The 21,205-nt window shown below is 40.5% G+C and carries 21 protein-coding genes, 1 tRNA gene and 1 pseudogene; 21 read left to right on the plus strand and 2 right to left on the minus strand.

The window, feature by feature from the left end; all coding sequences use genetic code 11:
- Positions 1-26 precede the first annotated feature (26 nt).
- The 10 genes from KHA88_RS13490 to KHA88_RS13535 all read left to right on the plus strand — a co-directional run bounded on the left by KHA88_RS13490 (position 27) and on the right by KHA88_RS13535 (position 10,202).
- Positions 27-965, plus strand: coding sequence for a nucleoside recognition domain-containing protein (locus KHA88_RS13490; protein ID WP_213122214.1), 939 nt, complete (start codon positions 27-29; stop codon positions 963-965).
- Positions 965-1,618: a pyrophosphatase PpaX gene (gene ppaX / locus KHA88_RS13495; protein WP_213098106.1), complete on the plus strand. Its 654-nt coding sequence runs from the start codon at positions 965-967 to the stop codon at positions 1,616-1,618. Before KHA88_RS13490 ends, ppaX begins: the two co-directional genes overlap by 1 nt.
- A complete protein-coding gene (locus KHA88_RS13500) occupies positions 1,615-2,157 on the plus strand; it encodes an acyltransferase (protein ID WP_213107993.1) in 543 nt (180 codons plus the stop codon). The genes ppaX and KHA88_RS13500 overlap by 4 nt, the downstream gene beginning before the upstream one ends.
- A gap of 237 nt (positions 2,158-2,394) precedes the next feature.
- On the plus strand, positions 2,395-3,909 hold the full coding sequence (locus tag KHA88_RS13505; protein ID WP_213122215.1) for a tetratricopeptide repeat protein: 1,515 nt from the start codon (positions 2,395-2,397) through the stop codon (positions 3,907-3,909).
- Positions 3,910-3,989: 80 nt separating this feature from the next.
- The gene (gene trxB / locus KHA88_RS13510; RefSeq protein WP_213122216.1) at positions 3,990-4,979 is read left to right on the plus strand and encodes a thioredoxin-disulfide reductase; all 990 of its coding nucleotides are present in this window, start codon (positions 3,990-3,992) and stop codon (positions 4,977-4,979) included.
- A gap of 276 nt (positions 4,980-5,255) precedes the next feature.
- Positions 5,256-6,146, plus strand: coding sequence for an RNase adapter RapZ (gene rapZ / locus KHA88_RS13515; RefSeq protein ID WP_213098102.1), 891 nt, complete (start codon positions 5,256-5,258; stop codon positions 6,144-6,146).
- Positions 6,146-7,132, plus strand: a complete 987-nt coding sequence (locus KHA88_RS13520) for a gluconeogenesis factor YvcK family protein (protein ID WP_213107996.1) — start codon at positions 6,146-6,148, stop codon at positions 7,130-7,132. The genes rapZ and KHA88_RS13520 overlap by 1 nt, the downstream gene beginning before the upstream one ends.
- Before the next feature lie 34 nt (positions 7,133-7,166).
- Complete coding sequence (whiA, locus tag KHA88_RS13525) at positions 7,167-8,117, plus strand: DNA-binding protein WhiA (RefSeq protein WP_213122217.1); 951 nt, start codon at positions 7,167-7,169, stop codon at positions 8,115-8,117.
- 21 nt (positions 8,118-8,138) lie between these two features.
- The gene (locus tag KHA88_RS13530) at positions 8,139-8,396 is read left to right on the plus strand and encodes an HPr family phosphocarrier protein (RefSeq protein WP_213098099.1); all 258 of its coding nucleotides are present in this window, start codon (positions 8,139-8,141) and stop codon (positions 8,394-8,396) included.
- An 87-nt stretch (positions 8,397-8,483) separates the two neighbouring features.
- Positions 8,484-10,202, plus strand: coding sequence for an ABC transporter ATP-binding protein (locus KHA88_RS13535; protein WP_213122218.1), 1,719 nt, complete (start codon positions 8,484-8,486; stop codon positions 10,200-10,202).
- 46 nt (positions 10,203-10,248) lie between these two features.
- Here KHA88_RS13535 and clpP read toward each other — a convergent pair whose 3' ends face one another.
- The gene (clpP, locus tag KHA88_RS13540) at positions 10,249-10,851 is read right to left on the minus strand and encodes an ATP-dependent Clp endopeptidase proteolytic subunit ClpP (protein ID WP_213098097.1); all 603 of its coding nucleotides are present in this window, start codon (positions 10,849-10,851) and stop codon (positions 10,249-10,251) included.
- Between the two features lie 215 nt (positions 10,852-11,066).
- Here clpP and KHA88_RS13545 point away from each other — a divergent pair.
- Positions 11,067-11,138 (plus strand) — tRNA-Arg (locus KHA88_RS13545).
- Positions 11,139-11,372: 234 nt separating this feature from the next.
- Here KHA88_RS13545 and KHA88_RS21475 read toward each other — a convergent pair.
- Positions 11,373-11,444: pseudogene (locus KHA88_RS21475) on the minus strand (YjcZ family sporulation protein); the annotation flags it as partial.
- 572 nt (positions 11,445-12,016) lie between these two features.
- Here KHA88_RS21475 and KHA88_RS13555 point away from each other — a divergent pair.
- From KHA88_RS13555 to KHA88_RS13600, 10 genes are all read left to right on the plus strand, one after another.
- Positions 12,017-12,157 (plus strand): YrzI family small protein, encoded by a 141-nt coding sequence (locus tag KHA88_RS13555; RefSeq protein ID WP_213098095.1) that lies wholly within the window; start codon positions 12,017-12,019, stop codon positions 12,155-12,157.
- Between the two features lie 190 nt (positions 12,158-12,347).
- Positions 12,348-12,590 carry a glutaredoxin family protein gene (locus KHA88_RS13560; RefSeq protein WP_213098094.1) on the plus strand — a complete coding sequence of 81 codons (243 nt, stop codon included), beginning with the start codon at positions 12,348-12,350 and terminating at the stop codon, positions 12,588-12,590.
- 119 nt (positions 12,591-12,709) lie between these two features.
- On the plus strand, positions 12,710-13,741 hold the full coding sequence (locus KHA88_RS13565) for a sugar-binding transcriptional regulator (protein WP_213122220.1): 1,032 nt from the start codon (positions 12,710-12,712) through the stop codon (positions 13,739-13,741).
- A 55-nt stretch (positions 13,742-13,796) separates the two neighbouring features.
- Entirely contained in the window at positions 13,797-14,804 is a 1,008-nt protein-coding gene (gene gap / locus KHA88_RS13570) for a type I glyceraldehyde-3-phosphate dehydrogenase (protein ID WP_213098092.1), read from the plus strand.
- Between the two features lie 137 nt (positions 14,805-14,941).
- Positions 14,942-16,126, plus strand: coding sequence for a phosphoglycerate kinase (locus KHA88_RS13575; RefSeq protein WP_213098091.1), 1,185 nt, complete (start codon positions 14,942-14,944; stop codon positions 16,124-16,126).
- A gap of 42 nt (positions 16,127-16,168) precedes the next feature.
- Positions 16,169-16,930, plus strand: coding sequence for a triose-phosphate isomerase (gene tpiA, locus KHA88_RS13580; RefSeq protein WP_213098090.1), 762 nt, complete (start codon positions 16,169-16,171; stop codon positions 16,928-16,930).
- Positions 16,923-18,464: a 2,3-bisphosphoglycerate-independent phosphoglycerate mutase gene (gene gpmI, locus KHA88_RS13585; RefSeq protein WP_213122221.1), complete on the plus strand. Its 1,542-nt coding sequence runs from the start codon at positions 16,923-16,925 to the stop codon at positions 18,462-18,464. Before tpiA ends, gpmI begins: the two co-directional genes overlap by 8 nt.
- A gap of 43 nt (positions 18,465-18,507) precedes the next feature.
- Complete coding sequence (gene eno, locus KHA88_RS13590) at positions 18,508-19,800, plus strand: phosphopyruvate hydratase (RefSeq protein WP_213098088.1); 1,293 nt, start codon at positions 18,508-18,510, stop codon at positions 19,798-19,800.
- 263 nt (positions 19,801-20,063) lie between these two features.
- Positions 20,064-20,297 (plus strand): preprotein translocase subunit SecG, encoded by a 234-nt coding sequence (secG, locus tag KHA88_RS13595; RefSeq protein WP_213098087.1) that lies wholly within the window; start codon positions 20,064-20,066, stop codon positions 20,295-20,297.
- A gap of 158 nt (positions 20,298-20,455) precedes the next feature.
- Entirely contained in the window at positions 20,456-21,202 is a 747-nt protein-coding gene (locus KHA88_RS13600) for an alpha/beta hydrolase (protein ID WP_213098086.1), read from the plus strand.
- The last annotated feature ends 3 nt before the right edge of the window (positions 21,203-21,205 follow it).

A 21,205-nucleotide genomic window follows, 5' to 3' on the forward strand; every position in this document is an offset into this window, starting at 1 on the left:
AATCAACCGTACGGGAGAGAATCAACATGTGGCAGTCTTCAATTAAGAATGGAGTAAAGACAGGGTTAAGAACTACTTGGACGCTAGGGAAAGTTATTTTTCCGATTACATTAATTGTTTCCATGTTGCAGCACACGCCCGTATTACCATGGATCATTAACATCATCGAACCATTTATGGGGCTTATTGGCTTATCCGGAGATGCAGCAATTCCCCTTGTATTCGGAAATTTTCTTAATTTATATGCCGGTATAGCGGGGATTTTATCGGTGGAGTTAACGGTAAAAGAAGTCTTTATCATTGCCGTCATGCTGAGCTTCTCTCATAATCTCTTCATAGAATCTGCTGTGGCCACAAAGGTCGGTGTAAAGATATGGATTATGTTTGTAGTCCGCATTGGATTGGCTATTACCTCGGCAATCATTATTAACCTCGTTTGGAACGGTGGTCAGGAAATAGCACAATATGGAGCGATTGGCGTTCAAGATGAACAGGTTTCAGGATATATGGCAATAGCTGTATTGGGGTTAAAAAAAGCAACCTTTGGAGTGGCGCAGCTTGCGCTCATCGTCATCCCATTGATGGTTGGCATCCAACTTCTGAAAGATTATCAATGGTTAGCCATATTTTCTCGGTGGATGGCTCCTTTTACACGTTTATTGGGAATGAAAGAAAATACATCTACGACTATGGCGGCTGGACTGATGTTTGGTCTTGCATACGGAGCGGGCGCGATGATCCAGGCCGTCAAAGAGGACGGAGTCAGTAAAAGAGATGTGACATTGGCATTTATTTTTCTCGTGGCCTGTCACGCTGTCGTTGAGGATACTTTAATCTTCATTCCTCTTGGCATTCCAGTACTCCCGTTGCTTATCATCCGATTAATTACAGCCGTCATCCTGACGTTAGTTGTGTCAGCTGTATGGAGACGATTGGAAATTAGAGAAGAAAGGGAAATAGCCTAATGAACAAAAAAATCACTACTTTATTGTTTGACTTAGACGGTACTTTAATTGATACGAATGATCTTATCGTTTCTTCCTATCTACACACACTTGGACAGTATTATCCGGGCAAATATGGAAAAGAAGATGTGTTACCGTTTATGGGACCTACACTTCATGAAGTTTTTACGGGCATTGATCCCGAAAAAGTAGAAGAAATGATTGCAATTTATCGAAAATACAATGTTGAGCATCATGATTTACTTGTAAAAGAATTTGACGGTGTATTCGAGACGATTCGGACGCTTCATGAAAATGGCTATAAAATGGCCATTGTGTCAACAAAAGTTCGGAATGTAGTATTAAAAGGTTTAGTCCTTACAAATTTAGATCAATTTTTTGACGTTGTCATATCCCTTGATGAGGTGGAACGTGCGAAGCCGGATCCTGAGCCACTGGAAAAAGCATTGGCGGCACTTGGCTCGACACCTGAAGAAGCAATGATGATTGGAGATAATCATCACGATATTTTAGGCGGGAAAAATGCAGGAACAGCCACTTGCGGTGTGGCCTGGTCATTAAAGGGAAGAGAATATTTGGAAGAATATCAACCTGATTATATTCTAGAGAACATGGCTGATTTATTGGATATTGTTGGAGTCGGAATAAAATGAGAAGAACGGAGCGGTTTCCGGTAGCAGGGGCAAACTCCCTTTGGCATGTATATAAAACGGTACCGTTCTGGAAGGTTGTCCGTAACTTTATCATCATCCAATTGGCGAGATATACGCCCTTTTTAGCTTTGAAAAGCTGGATGTATCGAGTGTTTTTGCGGATGAAGATTGGTGAAGAGACATCGGTTGCCCTCATGGTCATGCTCGATGTCATGTTTCCTGAAAAAATTTCCATTGGTCGCAACACAGTGATTGGCTATAACACGACAATTTTAGCCCATGAGTATTTAATTAAAGAATATCGGCTTGGGAATGTGGAGATTGGCAATGAAGTCATGATTGGTGCCAATTCGACCATTTTACCAGGAATCAAAATTGGCGATCATGCCATTGTATCTGCTGGCACACTTGTTCATAAAGATGTTCCAGCGGGCGCTTTTGTCGGGGGAAATCCGATGCGCATTATTTACACAAAAGACGAACTGAGTGAGCGATGGCAGGACGATCCCATATACGGAAAAAACCCCAAGAAACCTTGATGCCTAGAAATGGCGTCAAGGTTTCTTTTAATAGGGGATAAATTTTTATAAAAAATTCTTCTTTAAAATTTACCCTAGCTCCAGTGCCCAGCGACAACGTCGCTTAACGAGCGCCTTCCGCTTTTCGTGACCTCTTACAGATTTTGTCATTATTAAGATTAAGTGTTTCTACAAACCGGCTTTTGAGTATGATATACTACAAAAAGCGACAATGGAACACGACAACGGAGGATCTCGATGTTTAAAGAATCGAAAGCACTATATAAGAAGGCTAAAATATTCCCTTTTATACCGACTGGTGAATATTATTTTAATAAAGGCATTAAAGCGTATGATCGTTTTGATATAAATAAAGCAAAAAAATATTTAAAGAGAGCACTCGAATTAGAACCTCATGAACCAATGATTGCTTGCCAGCTTGCACTTGTTCATACGGAGGCAGCAGAATATGCTGAATCTAATAAGCTTTTATACGAGGTGCTGAACGAGCTAGATGACAGAATGACAGAATGCCATTATTTTCTGGCAAATAATTTTGCCTACCTTGGCTTGTTTACAGACGCTTATAAGCATGCCCGTCTTTATCTTGACTTAGATCAAACGGGAGAATTTCAAGAAGATGCCGAGGAATTATTAGAACTGATTGGTCTAGAAGACGATGAAAATATTGACGACTTAACAGAACAAGAAGAAATCATTAACCAACAAGATACAGCGAGAAAACTTCTTGAATCAGGTGACTTCGCGAATGCAATTGAAATGCTTGAAAAAGCGGTAGAAGACCATCCGAAGTTTTGGCCCGCACATAATAACTTAGCGCTGGCCTATTTCTATGAAGGTAAGACAGAAAAAGCCGCGGGAGTTTTAGAAAATGTTCTTGAAAAAAACCCGGGTAATTTACACGCATTATGCAACTTAGCGGTTTTCCTTTACTATGAACGACAAACCGAACAGCTTGAAACGCTCCTCACTGCGCTTGATAAGGTACAGCCTCTCCTTTTTGAACAGCGCTATAAATTAGGTGCCACATTTGCTTTAACAGGCAAATATGATCAAGCCTATTTTTGGCTGCGCCAAATTCAAAAATATGGCTTTGACGGGGATGCAGGCTATTATTATTGGCTTGCGAAATCAGCGTATTTTACCGGAAATGAAAAAGTAGCTCATCAAGCATGGAAACAGCTATCGAAAATTAATCCGGAAAAAGCCGTGGTTGAGCCTTGGAGTGAAAAGGAGCAACCAGATCCGCGTAATGGAGAAGATGATGTAGCCATTATGAAAATGCTCCGTAGTGACCGCTTGGAAGAAAGGCTTTATGGAATATTTTTAATCTCGGTATCTGGGCGCCAACAAGAGTTAATTACACACTCTGAATTTAAGCCTCTAGATGACTTTTCACTAACGGAAAAAATTTACTTAGCACATATATTACATTCTGGAAAGAAGGAAAAAATTGATCCGGACGGATTTGTTGAAAAAGGTCATGAAATCGCCCTTCTACTTTTTAACCGGTATAAGGCCCATGGAATGCCAACAAGACCATTACTTATAACATGGTTTTCCATTTTTTTGAAGGCTTTAAAGTCTGGCACAGCGTTTACGAATAAGTCTGCAATCGCTGCCGCTGCTGAGTATATTTGGCTGAGACAAAGTAATAATAAGAAAACCCAAAAAATATTAGCTGAAGAATATGGGATATCACAATCTACATTAAGAAAATATATTCGACTTTTGGAATTACATTCAGATTGAGCATATATTTGGACTCGGCGTCTGTTGTTTAATACGATAGTTATAAAGATTTATGATTAATTACCAACTCGAGTGTTGTCATGATCTCGAGCTGTTTCATTCATAAAAGGAGTGTTACAACTATGTCAGAAGAAAAATTATATGATGTCATTATCATTGGAGCGGGTCCTGCTGGTATGACTGCCGCTGTTTATACGTCAAGAGCCAATTTATCTACCTTGATGATTGAGCGCGGTGTTCCGGGCGGACAGATGGCCAATACCGAAGATGTGGAAAACTATCCAGGTTTCGATCATATTCTTGGGCCTGAGCTATCGACAAAAATGTTTGACCATGCAAAGAAATTTGGCGCAGAATATGCGTATGGTGATATAAAAGAAGTCGTTGATGGTGAAGAGTTCAAGACAGTTAAAGCAGGCAATAAAGAATATAAAGCACGTGCTGTCATTATTACGACTGGGGCTGAATATCGAAAAATGGGCATCCCGGGAGAAAATGATTTGACAGGCCGAGGTGTCTCTTATTGTGCGGTCTGTGATGGAGCATTCTTTAAAGGCAAAGAGATTGTTGTTGTCGGAGGCGGGGACTCTGCTGTTGAAGAGGGAGTGTTCTTAACGAGATTTGCCGAAAAAGTGACGATTGTCCATCGCCGTGATGAGCTGCGTGCGCAAAAGATTTTACAAGATCGCGCGTTTGCAAACGAAAAAGTGGATTTCATTTGGAACCATACTGTAAAAGAAATCAATGGGGAATCCGGAAAAGTTGGTTCTGTGACACTTGTATCAACTGAAAATGGGGAAGAAAAGAATTTTAAAACGGATGGTGTCTTTATTTATATTGGTATGGATCCATTAACTGAACCATTTGCTCAATTAGGTATCACAAACGAAGCTGGATATATTGAAACGAATGAAAATATGGAGACAAGAGTACCAGGTATTTTCGCTGCAGGAGATGTGCGAGACAAGTTGCTTCGTCAAATCGTAACCGCTACAGGTGATGGTAGTATTGCAGCCCAAAGTGCCCAAATTTATATTGAAAATTTGATGGAGCAATTGGCCGTTAAATAAGTAGTAAATAAGTACCGTTCCAAACGGTCTGAATGAACAAAAACGTAACGGGGTCTTAATGATTTTGTAACAGTGGTGAAATGATTTTCGGTTACATTAGATATATGAGATATTGACCCCCTTTTTATACAATATCCCTTTCTGGAAGCACGGGCTATGCCTGTGCTATTTTTTTGTTCTTTCTATGGGCTGTTATTTAAGAAGTGTAAATAGTATAATATTAGGAATAAGACACATGGGAAGAATTTTGCTAGTAATGAAATAGGGGTGGAATAAATGAATGCTATTGCAGCAGATGAAATACAATTAGTCATTATTACAGGAATGTCCGGAGCTGGAAAAACTGTAGCAATCCACAGCTTTGAAGATTTGGGCTTTTTTTGTGTGGATAATTTGCCCCCGGCTCTCATGCCCAAGTTCCTTGAATTAATGAAAGAATCTGGAAATAAAATGAATAAAGTTGCACTTGTTATGGATTTACGGGGCAGGGAGTTTTTTGACACACTTGTACGAATTATTGACGAACTTTCTGATTCAACCTGGGTAACGCCACAAATTCTTTTTCTTGACGCAGATGACGCTGCGCTCGTTCGAAGATATAAAGAAACACGCAGATCACATCCACTTGCACCTGCAAGTTTACCTTTAGAAGGCATTAAACAGGAGCGCATTCTTTTGGATGAATTAAAAGGGCGCGCGCAGTTGCTTTATAACACATCGAGCATGAAGCCAAAGGAACTTCGGGAAAAGATCATTGAGGAGTTTTCCGCTAATAAACAGACGATCTTTACAGTGAATATCATGTCATTTGGTTTTAAACACGGTATTCCGATTGATGCTGATCTTGTCTTTGATGTACGTTTTTTGCCCAATCCGCATTATATAGACCATATGCGCCCTAAAACAGGACTCGAAAAAGAAGTGTCCAGCTATGTTTTAAGATGGAATGATACGCAAAAGTTTCTTACAAAAACAATTGATTTACTTACATTTATGCTTCCTTTATATAAAAGGGAAGGGAAAAGTCAACTCGTTATTGCGATTGGCTGTACTGGCGGCCAGCACAGGTCTGTTGCACTCGCTGAGCATATTGGGAATTTTTACAAGAATGATTATCGGATTCAAGTTACACACCGAGATATTCAGAAGAGAAAGGAATTGGCCTGATGATACAGGAACCTTCAAAACCGAAAATCGTTGTCATTGGCGGAGGTACAGGGTTGCCGGTGCTTTTGCGGGGGCTTAAAAAGTATCCCGTTGATATTACCGCAATTGTAACGGTTGCTGATGACGGTGGAAGTTCGGGAAGAATAAGAACTGAGATGGAAATACCGCCTCCTGGCGATATAAGAAATGTGCTAGCAGCCTTATCCGATGTTGAGCCACTTGTAGAAGAAATGTTTCAGCACCGTTTTAACACAACAAATGAGCTTTCGGGCCATTCCTTGGGCAATTTGATTATTGCTGCTCTAACTTCAATTACCGGTGATTTTGTCCATGCGGTACAGGAAATGAGCCGGGTCCTAAATGTTCACGGAAAAGTTCTGCCGGCAGCCAATCAGAGCGTTGTCCTCCATGCTGAGATGGAAGACGGTACGATTGTAAGTGGGGAATCAAAAATTCCTTTTTCGGGGAAGAAAATTAAACAAGTGTTTTTAACGCCGGAAATTATTAAGCCACTTCCTGAGACAATCCGGGCTATTCGGGAAGCCGATTTAATCGTTGTAGGGCCTGGCAGCCTTTATACAAGTATCCTCCCTAATTTGCTCGTACCCGGCCTTGGTGATGAAGTATGCAAAGCAACAGCAAAGAAAGTGTATATTTGTAATTTGATGACTCAAGCTGGTGAAACACTCGGCTTTACGGCCAGCAACCACATAGAAGCACTTTATGATCATATGGATTGTAAGTTTATCGACGTTGTTCTAGTTAACAATGAACCTGTACCGGTGCATTTGCAAAATCGTTATCAAGCTGAGCTTGCTCAACCAGTACTATTTGATGTCGACCGGTTAATCGCACTCGGAATGGAAGTCATTTACGATCAAATTATTAGCTATGAAAATGGATTAATCCGACATGATACGGAAAAGGTAGCGAATATCATCTACTCCCTTTTGGGTGGAGAATCGAATCAAATTGCCCAAACATAAAAGTGATTATTAAAGGCTTGCGGAGGTGAAAGGGATGTCGTTTGCATCAGAAACGAAAAAAGAGCTCACCAATCTTGAAGTCAAAGATTGTTGTGCCCAGGCTGAACTTTCAGCTCTTATCAAAATGAATGGTTCTTTGTCTTTTTCCAACCGGATTCTAATCGTAAATATTCAAACTGAAAATGCGGCGATTGCTCGGAGGATTTATACATTAATTAAGAAGCTTTATAACGCGGAGGTAGAATTGCTCGTCAGGAAAAAAATGCGTTTAAAGAAAAATAATGTGTATATTGTCCGATTGAAGAAAAATGCGGAAAAAATACTGCGTAAATTAAAGATTCTCGGGGAAGGCTTCATCTTTATTCATGATATTGAAAAGGGTTTAATCAAAAAGAAATGCTGTAAACGATCTTATTTACGAGGTGCATTCCTAGCGGGCGGTTCCGTCAATAACCCTGAAACATCATCTTACCACCTGGAAGTATTCTCACTTTATAAGGAACATAATGACTCGCTTTGTGAACTAATGAACGATTTTGAATTGAATAGCAAAACACTAGAAAGAAAAAATGGGTTTATCACTTATTTAAAAGAGGCCGAGAAAATAACCGAATTTCTAAATGTAATCGGTGCTCATAACGCATTGCTTCGCTTTGAAGACGTGAGAATTGTCCGTGATATGCGTAACTCTGTGAATAGGCTCGTCAATTGTGAGACAGCTAATTTAAATAAGACGATCGGGGCTGCCCTTAAACAAGTGGAAAATATCCGCTATATTGAAGCGTCAGTTGGATTGGATATTTTACCCGATAAGCTGCGAGAAATAGCTGAACTCCGAGTTGCCCACCAAGATGTGACACTCAAAGAGTTAGGGGAAATGGTTTTAAGCGGACCGATCAGTAAATCTGGAATCAATCACCGCTTGCGGAAAATTAATGAGATTGCAGAAAAACTTCGCACCGGAGATAAAATAACATCAAAATAAAAATAAAGGAGTGAAAAATCTTTGGCACAAAAAGAAGTGGAAGTAAAATTAAAAGCTGGTTTGCAAGCACGTCCTGCTGCCCAATTCGTCCAAGAAGCAAGCCGGTTTTCATCGGATATTTTTCTTGAAAAAGACGGCAGGAAAGTAAATGCAAAAAGCATTATGGGACTAATGAGCCTCGCGGTTGCACCGGGATCGGTTATTACCCTTCACGCAGAAGGCAATGATGAAGACGAAGCTATTGCTACACTAGAGGATTTAGTAATAAGGGAACATTAAAAAAAGTTCCCGAATCGGAGTGTTAAATAAAAGTATTTAGCGCTCCTTTTTCATTTTGAAACAATTGTTTCGCGAAGGAGAATGTGGATGCTAAAACGATTTTTTTCATATTATAAGCCGCATAAGCGTCTATTTATTATTGACTTTTCAAGTGCTGTTGTTGTCGCCATTCTTGAATTGGCCTTCCCGGTAGCCGTCCAATGGTTTATTGATAAACTGCTGCCGAGCGGCGATTGGAATACGATTGTGACGATAGGCGTGCTATTGCTGATCGTTTATTTAGTCAGTACAGTGCTTCAATTTATCGTCAGCTATTTAGGTCATAAACTAGGAATTAATATTGAAACAGACATGCGTGAACAATTATTTACCCATGTACAGCGCCAGTCTTTCAGATTCTTTGATAATACGAAAACCGGCCATGTGATGAGCCGCATTACGAATGATTTATTTGACATCGGAGAGCTTGCACATCATGGTCCAGAAGACTTTTTTATCGCCATCATGACTTTCATCGGTGCATTTTTAATTATGTTCAATATCAATCCCGAACTTGCTATCATCGCAATTATTATGGTGCCGTTTCTTGTTTGGCTTGTGACGTTTTGTAACGTAAAAATGAATCATGCCTGGAAAAATATGTACAGTAAAATTGCCGATGTTAACGCAAGAGTTGAAGACAGTGTTTCAGGTGCTCGGGTTGTCCAGTCGTTTACGAATGAAGAGTTTGAAATTAACCGATTTAAAAAAGATAATGGTAGTTTTCGACTCGCAAAGCTTGTAGCTTATAAAGTAATGGCCGGAACCCATTCAAGCATTTATATGATGACTCGGCTCGTAACACTAGTAGTTTTAGTAGTCGGTGCGTGGTTCAGTTTTAATGGTAAGCTTACATATGGAGAGCTTGTCAGCTTTGTTTTATATGTAAATGTATTGATTAAACCTGTTGATAAAATCAGTGCACTTCTTGAGCTATACCCGAAAGGAATGGCTGGTTTCAGGCGTTTTCTTGATTTAATTGATCAAGAACCGGAAATTAAGGATCGCCCCGACGCTGAAGCTGTAAATGGCTTAATGGGGGATATTAGGTTTAATGATGTTCATTTCAGATATGATGAACATAAAGCAGTACTTGAAGGAATCAACTTAAATATCCGTGCTGGCGAAACGATTGCCTTTGTTGGTCCATCAGGTGCAGGAAAAACTACCATTTGTTCTTTAATTCCACGCTTTTATGATGTGAATGAAGGGGCTATTTCGATTGATGGCATTGATATTCGCGATATGACAAAGCATTCGCTTCGTTCTCATATCGGTATCGTCCAACAGGATGTGTTTTTGTTTACGGGAACAATTAAGGAAAATATCGCGTATGGAAAGAAAAATGCCAGTGAGGAAGAAATCTTTGAAGCTGCTCGAAAAGCCCATCTAGTAGATTTCATTGCCTCGCTTCCTGAAGGCTATGAAACACAAATTGGAGAGCGTGGTTTAAAATTATCCGGTGGGCAAAAGCAGAGACTTGCAATCGCCCGGATGTTCCTAAAAAATCCGCCGATCCTCATCTTGGATGAAGCCACTTCGGCACTTGATACGGCAACCGAAAAAATTATCCAGCAAGCATTAAACGAATTGGCTGCAAATCGGACAACCCTGGTGATTGCACACCGATTGGCGACCATCCGTAATGCAGATAGGGTAATCGTTGTGACAGAAGAGGGGATTGCGGAAGACGGGACATATTCAGAGCTGGTCAATCAAGGCGGCATCTTTGCAAAGCTACATCACATTCAATTTCAGGAAGTTTAAAAAATAAAAAACGCTTGGTGAATTTCATTCACCAAGCGTTAATTAATTATTTTTTAGATGCCATGTCATCGTTTCTGTTAATAATCTGGTCGATTAAGCCGTATTCTTTTGCTCTTTCAGCTGTCATGAAGTTATCGCGGTCAGTGTCGCGGCTGATCACTTCAATCGGTTGCCCAGTACGGTCTGCTAAAATTTGGTTTAGCTTTTCGCGCAAGAAGAGAATTCGTTTTGCAGCGATTTCAATCTCAGTCGCCTGACCTTGTGCCCCACCAAGTGGCTGGTGAATCATTACTTCACTGTTTGGCAGTGCATAGCGTTTACCTTTCGTACCTGCGGCAAGCAAGAATGCTCCCATTGATGCAGCCATCCCAATGCAGATTGTTTGAACGTCAGGCTTGATGAATTGCATCGTGTCATAGATTGCCATACCCGCTGTAATACTTCCGCCCGGGCTATTAATATAGATTGATATATCCTTTTCTGGATTCTCAGCTTCTAGGAATAAAAGCTGTGCAACAATCGAGTTAGCTACATTGTCGTCTATTCCGCTTCCAAGCATGATAATCCGGTCTTTCAATAACCGCGAATAAATATCGTATGCGCGCTCCCCACGGTTCGTTTGTTCAATAACTGTTGGAATTAAATTCATACTCTTTCTCCTCCTTTATTAACCGGCCTTTATGTAATGGCCGAATGCCTACTAATACTGTATGTAGTTTAATAATACAATGATGGTCAGTAAAGGTCAAATAACAAGCTATTATTTTATACATATTAACCATCTCACTTTATTTTAAACCATAAAAGGCTTGCAAAGGGTAATTAATTGTCTTATAATCATATATCGTACGGTAAAAAAAACGTGCCCTCGTAGTGTAACGGATAACACGTAAGATTCCGGTTCTTGAGATGTGGGTTCGATTCCTGCCGAGGGCGTAACTTAATCAAGGCATTAGCTGACCTAGAGAGAGCGTAAATTATATCAATAATTTACGCTCTCTTTTTATGTCACCAATAATACCTAGCCTCCCAAAGGTATTCTTCACTTTATATTCACAAGAACACAAATAAAAGAGCGCCCGGCGAAGCGCTCTTTCAGGTGAGGACAAATAAAAATGGACACAAGCAGAATTTGGTTACTTTACCTTTTAGATAAGGCGGGGAGACTAACTAATAAACAAATGCTGTGCCGACAATAATCAACAAAATGAACAGTACAACGATTAAAGCGAATGAAGTACCATAGCCACCACCATAGCCACCGCCATAGCCGCCATAACCACGACCACAGAAGCCCATAAATAACACCACCTTTCGAAAGGTTAATACATTTTATGCAAGTTACAGTGAAACGAGCTAGGGATTAGCGGACAAGAAAAAAAATGGTTGTATTTATTAATTAGAGTAGAAATGTTGGGCCAACGTTTATTTTTTTAATATTTGGGCTAAAAAGATGTTTACAAACTCTTCGTTCATGGATATAATTACCATTGAAGTGAAAATTCTTAAAGGAGGTCGAATGAAATGATCAAATCAATTAAAACAGTAAAAAATCAAACGCAATTAAATATTTTACCAATTCGACCTACAGGGAATGGATCGATTAATTTCTAACTATACAATATCCATGCCGCAGGGAGAATTGTGCCTCTGCGGCTTTTTTATGCCTATTTAAAGCCGCGGGAGCAGTGTCTCTTTGCGGCTTTTTTATGCCCATTTTTAGCCGCAGAAGGATTGTCTTTTTGCGGTTTTTGTGTTGGCTGGATGCAGACGCCCAGTGCACGGATATTAATTAATTTGAGGAGGTGATACAAATGACATTAAATATTTTATTTATGACGATTACGATTAAAAAACGTAAAATGACTGTTGAAGAAGCACTTCATCATCGAGAGGTACAGAAGATTTATGACGAAAATAGAGACCGTCAAATTTCTTTATATCGTCCATACTAATTTTTTAATAAAAACTTGAAAGGTGGTATTATATATGATTTTTCTTATCCAAGGTCGTCAATCAATTTATGGGGTCTATAAAGATACAACCTAACGAGGCATCGCTATCCCCCTTCACTGAAAAGGTGAAAAGGGGGATTTTGTTTGTCATTATTGATATAATAAATCAAAAGCATGAAGGAATGATGGTGTGGAAATTATAATCTATACACGCAAACAATGTCCGCTCTGTGAAGATGCGATAGCAATCATACAAATGCTTCAAAAAGACCATTCTTTTAAAATTATTGAAAAGGATATTGAGACAAATGATGAATGGACGGAGAAATATGGAATCATGATCCCTGTTGTTGAAATTAAGGGAGAGGTAATCCAATATGGGATCATTGACCCTGTTGCAATTGAAGAAAGATTGAGAAAACATATGAATTGAAAATTTTTTTTCTTCATGATAATATAAGGAAGTGTTGGGGATATTTTTTTTAGCGGCAACGGGACATATTTTGTCTTACTGGGACGCAAAGTGACCTACGGTTTTAGAGGAGCAATTATATGCACACTTTCTTGAAGACTCAATCTCAAATAGTACCTGATATGCTGGAAGTCATGCAGAAGCGCTATCAGATCCTTCGCTCCATTCGCTTAACAGAGCCCGTCGGAAGGCGAACGCTTGCAGAAATGCTCGGTACGACCGAACGGATCCTTAGAAGCGAAGCTGAGTTTTTAAAATCACGCCAGTTGATTGATATTAAAACTGCAGGGATGATGGTTACTTCAAAAGGGAATCGGCTACTGCTTGAACTAGATGAGATGATGAGGGAAATCACTGGCATTAAACAATTGGAACGCCGATTAAAGGAAATACTTCACATTGCTGAAGTCGTAATCGTACCGGGAGATAGTGATGAAACTCCGCTTGTCAAGGAAGAGATTGGAAAGGCTTGTGCTGAAAAATTATATAGCTCCTTTTCCGACGAGGATATCATTGCAGTGACCGGTGGGACAACGATGGCATGTACTGCCGAGATGCTTTCCGCTCATATGGGAGAAGAAAGAAATCTCCTCTTTGTACCGGCACGTGGCGGTATTGGAGAAGATGTCAAAAATCAGGCAAATGTTATTTGTGCAACAATGGCAGAAAAAACGGGTGGGTCTCATCGTGTCTTATATGTTCCGGATCAAGTTGGTCGAGAAGTGTACGAGTCACTTCTCAAAGAACCTGCCATCACGGAAATTTTGAGCATTATTAAATCAGCTAAAATCGTTCTTCATGGAATAGGGGATGCCATTACGATGGCAGGCAGACGAAGAACAAATGAGGCAACAATGAAAAAAATAATAGAAGAAAAAGCAGTTGGTGAAGCATTTGGCTATTATTTTAATGAAAATGGGGAAATAGTACATAAAGTCCCCACAATTGGCATTCAAATTTCCGATTTACATGATGGGCGAGTTGTAATTGCTGCAGCTGGAGGGAAATCTAAAGCTAAGGCAATAAAGTCTTATATGAAGAGTGCGCCACATTCAACCATTCTCATCACAGATGAAGGCGCAGCAAATGAGTTTTTAAAAGGACATCTATAAAGGATGCAACCTTTTAAATATAGATTTAATGTTTTATTAAAAGGAGGAAATTAACATGGCAGTAAAAGTTGGTATTAATGGTTTCGGAAGAATCGGAAGAAACGTTTTCCGTGCAGCACTAAATAATCCTGATGTGGAAATCGTGGCGGTCAATGACTTGACAGATGCTAACATGCTTGCACATTTGTTGCAACATGACACAGTTCACGGTTCACTACCAGAAAAAGTAACAGTAGACGGCGACACAATCGTTGTTGGCGAACACCGTATTAAAGTTCTTGCTGAGCGGGATCCTGCTGCACTTGGTTGGGGAGACTTAGGTGTTGAAGTTGTAGTTGAGTCGACTGGCCGTTTCACAAAACGTGAAGATGCTGCGAAACATATTGAAGCAGGTGCTAAAAAGGTTATTATTTCTGCTCCAGCTAATGGTGAAGACATCACAATTGTTATGGGTGTTAACGAAGACAAATATGAAGCTGCAAACCATCACGTACTTTCAAACGCATCTTGTACAACAAACTGTCTTGCTCCATTTGCTAAAGTATTAAATGATAAATTCGGCATTGTGCGCGGAATGATGACAACTGTTCACGCATATACGAATGATCAGCAAATCTTGGATCTTCCGCATTCAGATTATCGTCGTGCTCGTGCAGCAGCTGAAAATATCATCCCTACAACTACTGGTGCTGCAAAAGCAGTTGCGCTAGTATTGCCTGAATTGAAAGGTAAATTGAACGGGATGGCAATGCGCGTTCCTACGCCAAACGTTTCAGTTGTAGACCTTGTTGCTGAACTTGAGAAAGATGTTACGGCAGAAGAAGTAAACGCGGCGCTTAAAGAAGCTGCCGAAGGCGAATTGAAAGGCATTATGGCTTACACAGAGGAGCCGCTTGTATCTTGCGATTACAACGGTGACACTCATTCTTCAACAATCGATGCACTTTCTACAATGGTTCTTGAAGGAAACATGGTTAAAGTTCTTTCATGGTATGACAACGAAACTGGTTATTCAAACCGCGTTGTAGACCTAGCTGCATATATTGCTAAACAAGGTCTATAAGATTTAAAAAATGAGCACCCGCCTTTATTCGAGCAAATATTGGATAAATCACGGTGCGACATTTATAATAAAGGAATGAAGGGGGAGCGGGGAACAATCCCCCTCCCTTTATTTATATAAAAAAGGAGGCTTGCGCGATGGAAAAGCAATCAATTAAAGATGTGGATGTTAAAGGAAAGCGTGTTTTTTGCCGTGTCGACTTCAACGTTCCGATGAGTGAAGGGAAGGTAACGGATGACACGAGAATCCGTGCAGCATTGCCAACAATCCAATATTTGTCTGAACAAGGCGCCGTAGTTATTTTAGCGAGCCATCTCGGTAGGCCTAAAGGTGAAGTTAAGGAAGAATTAAGACTGACGCCTGTAGCTAAACGGCTTGGAGAATTACTTGGCAAGGATGTTAAAAAAGCAGATGAAGCATTTGGCGACACTGTAAAAGATCAAGTTTCATCACTTCAAGATGGGGACATTATCCTTCTGGAAAACGTTCGTTTTTATCCGGGCGAGGAAAAAAATGATCCGGATCTTGCGAAGGCATTTGCGGAATTAGCAGATTTATATGTTAATGATGCATTTGGAGCCGCTCACCGTGCACATGCATCCACGGAAGGCATTGCAAAATATCTTCCATCCGTAGCTGGATTTCTTATGGAAAAAGAGCTGGAGGTTCTTGGAAAGGCATTATCCAATCCGGAACGTCCGTTTACCGCAATCATTGGCGGAGCTAAAGTAAAAGATAAAATAGGCGTCATTGAACATCTTCTTGATAAAGTAGACAATCTCATTATAGGCGGCGGACTTGCTTATACGTTTATTAAGTCGCAAGGACATGAAGTTGGAAAATCTTTATTGGAAGAAGATAAAATAGAGCTTGCACAATCATTTATAGAAAAAGCAAAAGAAAAAGGCGTTAAATTCTATATGCCTGTAGATGTCACTATTGCCGATGACTTCTCCGAAAATGCCAATACAAAAACGGTCTCAGTCGAAGAAATTCCAGCAGACTGGGAAGCATTGGATATTGGCCCGAAAACAAGGGAAATCTACAAGAGTGTCATTCAAGATTCCAAGCTTGTCATTTGGAATGGACCGATGGGTGTATTCGAATTAAAACCATTTGCTCATGGAACAAAAGCAGTGGCAGATGCGCTTGCGGAAGCAAAAGATACATACTCTGTCATTGGCGGCGGCGACTCAGCTGCAGCAGTGGAACAGTTCGGGCTTGCAGATCAGATGAGTCACATTTCAACAGGTGGCGGTGCATCACTCGAGTTTATGGAAGGTAAAACCTTGCCGGGCGTTGCCGCGCTTGACGATAAATAAAATCCGCTTTTCTTATACGGATAATGGAAGGATGGATATTTAATGCGAAGACCAATTATCGCTGGTAACTGGAAAATGAACAAAACACTTCAGGAATCACTAGATTTTGCTAAAGAGGTAAAAGCTGCAGTTCCTGCCAAAGACAAAGTTGATGCGGTCATTTGTGCACCTGCATTATTTCTAGGACAACTGAGTGCAGAAGTCCAAGGGTCTGATGTAGCTATAGGAGCGCAAAATATGCACTACGAAGAAAGCGGTGCTTTTACAGGAGAAATTAGTCCTGCTGCGCTTCAAGATTTAAACGTATCATATGTTATTCTTGGCCATTCAGAGCGTCGGGAAATGTTCAATGAAACAGATGAAGGGGTCAATCAAAAAACACATGCTGCATTCAGTCATGGCTTGACGCCAATTGTTTGTGTGGGCGAAACGCTTGAACAAAGAGAAAACAATCAAACGACACAACTTGTAGGAGTTCAAGTTGAAAAGGCGTTGCAAGGACTTTCGGAAGAACAAGTAAAACAAACTGTCATTGCTTACGAACCAATCTGGGCGATTGGAACAGGCAAATCTTCCTCAGCAGCAGACGCAAATGAAGTTTGTGCACATATTCGTCAAGTAGTAGAAAAAAGCTTCTCTAAATCTGCTGCAGATGCAATTCGGATTCAATATGGTGGGAGCGTGAAACCGGAAAATATTAAAGAATATATGAATGAACCTGATATTGACGGTGCGCTTGTTGGCGGTGCCAGCTTAGAAGCTCAATCTTTCCTCCAGTTATTGGAGGCGGCTGCAAATGAGTAAAAAAGCACCAGTTGCCCTGATTATTCTGGACGGTTTCGGCTGTCGCAAAGAAAAACAAGGTAATGCTGTTGCCCAAGCAAAGAAACCTAATTTTGATCGATACTGGAATGAGTTTCCTCATAATCAGCTTACAGCTTGTGGTGAAGCTGTGGGTCTACCTGAAGGCCAAATGGGAAATTCAGAAGTAGGGCATTTGAATATTGGGGCAGGCAGAATTGTTTATCAAAGTTTAACCCGAGTAAATGTCGCCATTCGAAGCGGTGAATTTGAACGAAATGAAACCTTTCAATATGCCATTGACCATGTAAAGAAAACGGGCAAGAAACTTCACCTTTTCGGTTTGCTTTCAGATGGCGGTGTCCACAGTCATATTGATCATCTTTACGCTTTATTAAAGCTTGCAGCTGATCAAGGTGTAAAAGATGTTTTTGTCCATGCCTTTCTTGATGGTCGGGATGTTGGACCGAAAACAGCAGAAAAATATATTAAAGCTACACAAGAAAAGATGGAAGAATACGGTGTCGGACAGTTCGCAACAATTTCTGGGCGTTTTTATTCGATGGACCGTGATAAACGCTGGGATCGTGTTGAAAAAGCATACCGCGCGATGGCTTACGGTGATGGCCCGCTTTATACAGATCCATTGACAATGATCAGTGATTCTTATGATCACGGGATATTCGATGAATTCGCTATTCCTTCCGTGATGACAGATGAAGATGGACAGCCGATTGCAACTGTCGATAGTGAAGATGCAGTCATTTTCTATAATTTCCGTCCTGACCGGGCTATTCAAATTTCCAATGTATTTACTAATGAAGATTTTACGGCGTTTGACAGGGGCGAAAATCGTCCGAAGCATTTATATTTTGTTTGTATGACTCATTTTTCTGAGACTGTAGATGGCTATGTTGCCTTTAAAACGGTCAATTTGGATAAAACGCTTGGACAAGTGATTTCTGAAAATGATATGTCTCAGCTCCGAATTGCGGAAACAGAGAAATATCCGCATGTTACCTTCTTTATGAGTGGTGGCAGGGAAGAAACATTCCCTGGAGAACAACGAATTTTAATTAATTCGCCAAAAGTTGCCACATATGATTTAAAACCGGAAATGAGTGCTTACGAAGTAACGGAAGCTCTTTGTGAGCAAATCGCTGACGACAGGTTTGACGCGATTATCTTAAATTTCGCCAATCCTGATATGGTTGGTCACTCAGGTATGCTTGAGCCAACGATTCAAGCGATTGAAGCCGTTGATGAGTGTCTTGGCAAGGTTGTTGATTTGATTCTTGAAAAGGGCGGAACAGCAATTATTACGGCTGATCACGGAAACTCTGATGAGGTCGTTACGCCGGAAGGTACGCCAATGACAGCTCATACAACGAACCCAGTTCCTGTAATTATTACGAAAAAGGGTATAGAAATACGTGGTGGCGGCATTCTTGCTGATCTCGCACCAACCATGCTTCATTTATTGCGACTTAATAAGCCTGAGGAAATGACAGGTAATACATTGATTATAAGTGAATAATAGCGTGTAACTGATCGAAATAAAATTTTAAGGAGAGATTTTCATGCCATTCATTACACAAGTTTATGCACGTGAAGTACTTGATTCCCGCGGGAATCCAACAGTTGAGGTAGAAGTATACACAGAAACAGGAGCTTTTGGCCGCGCATTGGTGCCAAGTGGAGCATCGACAGGGGAGTACGAAGCAGTTGAGCTTCGTGACGGAGATAAAGACCGCTACCTTGGTAAAGGCGTAGAAAAAGCTGTTAGTAATGTAAATGACGTAATTGCTGAAGAAATCATTGGCTTTGATGTTACAGACCAAGTTGGCATTGATAAAATGATGATTGAACTTGATGGAACAGATAATAAAGGTAAACTTGGCGCTAACGCGATTCTAGGTGTATCCATGGCGGCAGCTCGTGCAGCAGCTGATTTCCTTGGATTAGAACTTTATCAATACTTAGGTGGCTTCAATGCGAAGCAACTTCCTGTTCCAATGATGAACATTTTGAATGGCGGCGAGCATGCTGATAATAACGTTGATATTCAAGAGTTTATGATCATGCCAGTTGGCGCTCCGAATTTCAAAGAAGCGCTACGCATGGGAACAGAAATTTTCCATAGCTTACGATCTGTTTTAAAAGAAAAAGGCTTAAATACGAGTGTTGGTGATGAGGGTGGGTTTGCTCCAAACTTGAAATCTAACGAAGAAGCACTTGAAACAATTATGGTTGCAATCGAAAAAGCGGGTTATAAAGCAGGCGAACAAGTTAAGCTTGCCATGGACGTTGCTTCTTCCGAATTCTACAGCAAAGATGACGGCAAATATCACCTAAGCGGTGAAGGAATCGTTAGAACGTCTGAAGAGATGGTTGATTGGTATCAGCAGTTAGTAGAAAAATACCCAATCGTTTCAATCGAAGACGGTTTGGATGAAAACGACTGGGCTGGCCATAAACTATTGACTGAGCGTATCGGTAAAAAAGTTCAACTCGTTGGAGACGACCTATTCGTAACAAATACGGAGAAACTCTCACGCGGAATCGAAGAAGGCGTTGGGAACTCAATCCTTATTAAAGTAAACCAAATTGGTACATTGACAGAAACATTTGATGCGATTGAAATGGCGAAGCGTGCAGGTTACACAGCTGTTATCTCCCACCGCTCTGGTGAAACGGAAGATAGTACAATTGCAGACATCGCGGTTGCGACAAATGCTGGGCAAATTAAGACTGGTGCTCCATCACGTACAGACCGTGTTGCGAAATACAACCAGCTTCTTCGTATCGAAGATCAACTCAATGACACTGCTCAATATTTGGGCGCTAAAACATTCTACAACATTAAACAGTAATATAAATTAACGGGGCGTGTTCCCCTGGGGTCAGACCCCAGGGAGGACACGTCCAATTTTCATCTTGTACAGAGTTTCGGTTTATGGTACATTTAGAGTACATATTTTGGACTTAGATTACTGGCTAGCTTCAGGCGCCATCGGCTCGAGGTCATAAGCTAATCTGTCAAGAAGGTAAAAACCAACCTTCCTGCCAGCTTGTCTTATGCTTGTCGCCTAAAACTGAGCGCCTTACGCTTTTCGTTATCAGGAGGTGTACTTCGGTGCATGCATTGGCTATTACATTATTGGTTATAGTTTCAATTGGTCTTATTATTGTCGTTTTATTGCAGTCAGGAAAAAGTGCGGGTCTTTCAGGCGCCATATCCGGTGGAGCTGAACAGCTATTCGGGAAGCAAAAAGCACGAGGAATGGATTTAATCCTACATCGTATTACAGTCGTATTAGCGGTGTTATTCTTCCTTTTAACAATTGCAGTTGCATTCTTTGCAGCATAAACAAACAACTTAACCTGGCCTCAAGGCCGGGTTTTTTTGTTGCCCTTCGACAAGTGACAGGCACCACCCGAATTTTGTCGAATGAAAATCTAATTTGTGGATTGTTATGCCGGTCTTTGTTAAAAATAGAAGTATAAGAAGTAAAGGAGTTATCATCTATGAAAATTAAACTTCCACAGCCGTTTACGTTTAAAGCGGGGGAGAGGGCGGTACTGCTTCTTCATGGCTTCACGGGAAATAGTGCTGATGTAAGGATGCTCGGAAGATTCTTAGAGAAAAACGGTTATACATGTCATGCACCTCAATATAAAGGACATGGTGTCCCACCTGAAAACCTTGTGCATACAGGGCCTGATGATTGGTGGAAAGATGTTATGGATGGCTATAATCATTTGAAAGAATTAGGACATGAAGAAATCGCTGTTGCAGGCCTATCTTTAGGCGGGGTATTTTCTTTGAAACTAGGTTACACTGTACCTGTAAAGGGAATTATACCAATGTGTGCACCGATGTTTATTAAAAGTGAAGAAATCATGTATCAGGGCATCCTTGATTATGCTCAAGAATTTAAAAAGTTCGAAGGTAAGTCTGACGAAGAAATTTCTCAGGAAATGCAGGAATTTAAAAAAACACCAATGAACACTTTAAAAGCACTTCAAGGATTAATTGCTGATGTTCGCAATGATGTCGATATGACCTACGCTCCACTCTTTGTCGTTCAAGCAAGGAATGACAGGATGATAAATACAGATAGTGCTAATATCATTTATGAACAAGCGGAGTCAGTACATAAAGATTTGAAATGGTATGAGAAGTCAGGTCATGTTATTACACTTGGCCCTGAAAAAGAAGAGCTTCACACTGATGTATACCATTTTCTTGAGAAACTAGACTGGTCGGTGTAAGCA

Origin of the sequence: Lederbergia citrea (assembly GCF_018343525.1) — a bacterium.
Lineage (GTDB): Bacteria > Bacillota > Bacilli > Bacillales > Bacillaceae_C > Lederbergia > Lederbergia citrea.

Bases quoted from the DNA above. Each gene is read 5' to 3' on its own strand.
- gpmI (WP_213122221.1), top strand. From the start codon at position 16,923: ATGAGTAAAAAAGCACCAGTTGCCCTGATTATTCTGGACGGTTTCGGC.
- clpP (WP_213098097.1), bottom strand. From the start codon at position 10,851: ATGAATTTAATTCCAACAGTTATTGAACAAACGAACCGTGGGGAGCGC.
- ppaX (WP_213098106.1), top strand. From the start codon at position 965: ATGAACAAAAAAATCACTACTTTATTGTTTGACTTAGACGGTACTTTA.
- KHA88_RS13565 (WP_213122220.1), top strand. From the start codon at position 12,710: ATGCACACTTTCTTGAAGACTCAATCTCAAATAGTACCTGATATGCTG.
- whiA (WP_213122217.1), top strand. From the start codon at position 7,167: ATGTCGTTTGCATCAGAAACGAAAAAAGAGCTCACCAATCTTGAAGTC.
- eno (WP_213098088.1), top strand. From the start codon at position 18,508: ATGCCATTCATTACACAAGTTTATGCACGTGAAGTACTTGATTCCCGC.
- rapZ (WP_213098102.1), top strand. From the start codon at position 5,256: ATGAATGCTATTGCAGCAGATGAAATACAATTAGTCATTATTACAGGA.
- KHA88_RS13490 (WP_213122214.1), top strand. From the start codon at position 27: ATGTGGCAGTCTTCAATTAAGAATGGAGTAAAGACAGGGTTAAGAACT.
- tpiA (WP_213098090.1), top strand. From the start codon at position 16,169: ATGCGAAGACCAATTATCGCTGGTAACTGGAAAATGAACAAAACACTT.
- KHA88_RS13600 (WP_213098086.1), top strand. From the start codon at position 20,456: ATGAAAATTAAACTTCCACAGCCGTTTACGTTTAAAGCGGGGGAGAGG.
- KHA88_RS13555 (WP_213098095.1), top strand. From the start codon at position 12,017: ATGACATTAAATATTTTATTTATGACGATTACGATTAAAAAACGTAAA.
- gap (WP_213098092.1), top strand. From the start codon at position 13,797: ATGGCAGTAAAAGTTGGTATTAATGGTTTCGGAAGAATCGGAAGAAAC.
- KHA88_RS13575 (WP_213098091.1), top strand. From the start codon at position 14,942: ATGGAAAAGCAATCAATTAAAGATGTGGATGTTAAAGGAAAGCGTGTT.
- KHA88_RS13500 (WP_213107993.1), top strand. From the start codon at position 1,615: ATGAGAAGAACGGAGCGGTTTCCGGTAGCAGGGGCAAACTCCCTTTGG.
- trxB (WP_213122216.1), top strand. From the start codon at position 3,990: ATGATCTCGAGCTGTTTCATTCATAAAAGGAGTGTTACAACTATGTCA.
- KHA88_RS13505 (WP_213122215.1), top strand. From the start codon at position 2,395: ATGTTTAAAGAATCGAAAGCACTATATAAGAAGGCTAAAATATTCCCT.
- KHA88_RS13520 (WP_213107996.1), top strand. From the start codon at position 6,146: ATGATACAGGAACCTTCAAAACCGAAAATCGTTGTCATTGGCGGAGGT.
- KHA88_RS13535 (WP_213122218.1), top strand. From the start codon at position 8,484: ATGCTAAAACGATTTTTTTCATATTATAAGCCGCATAAGCGTCTATTT.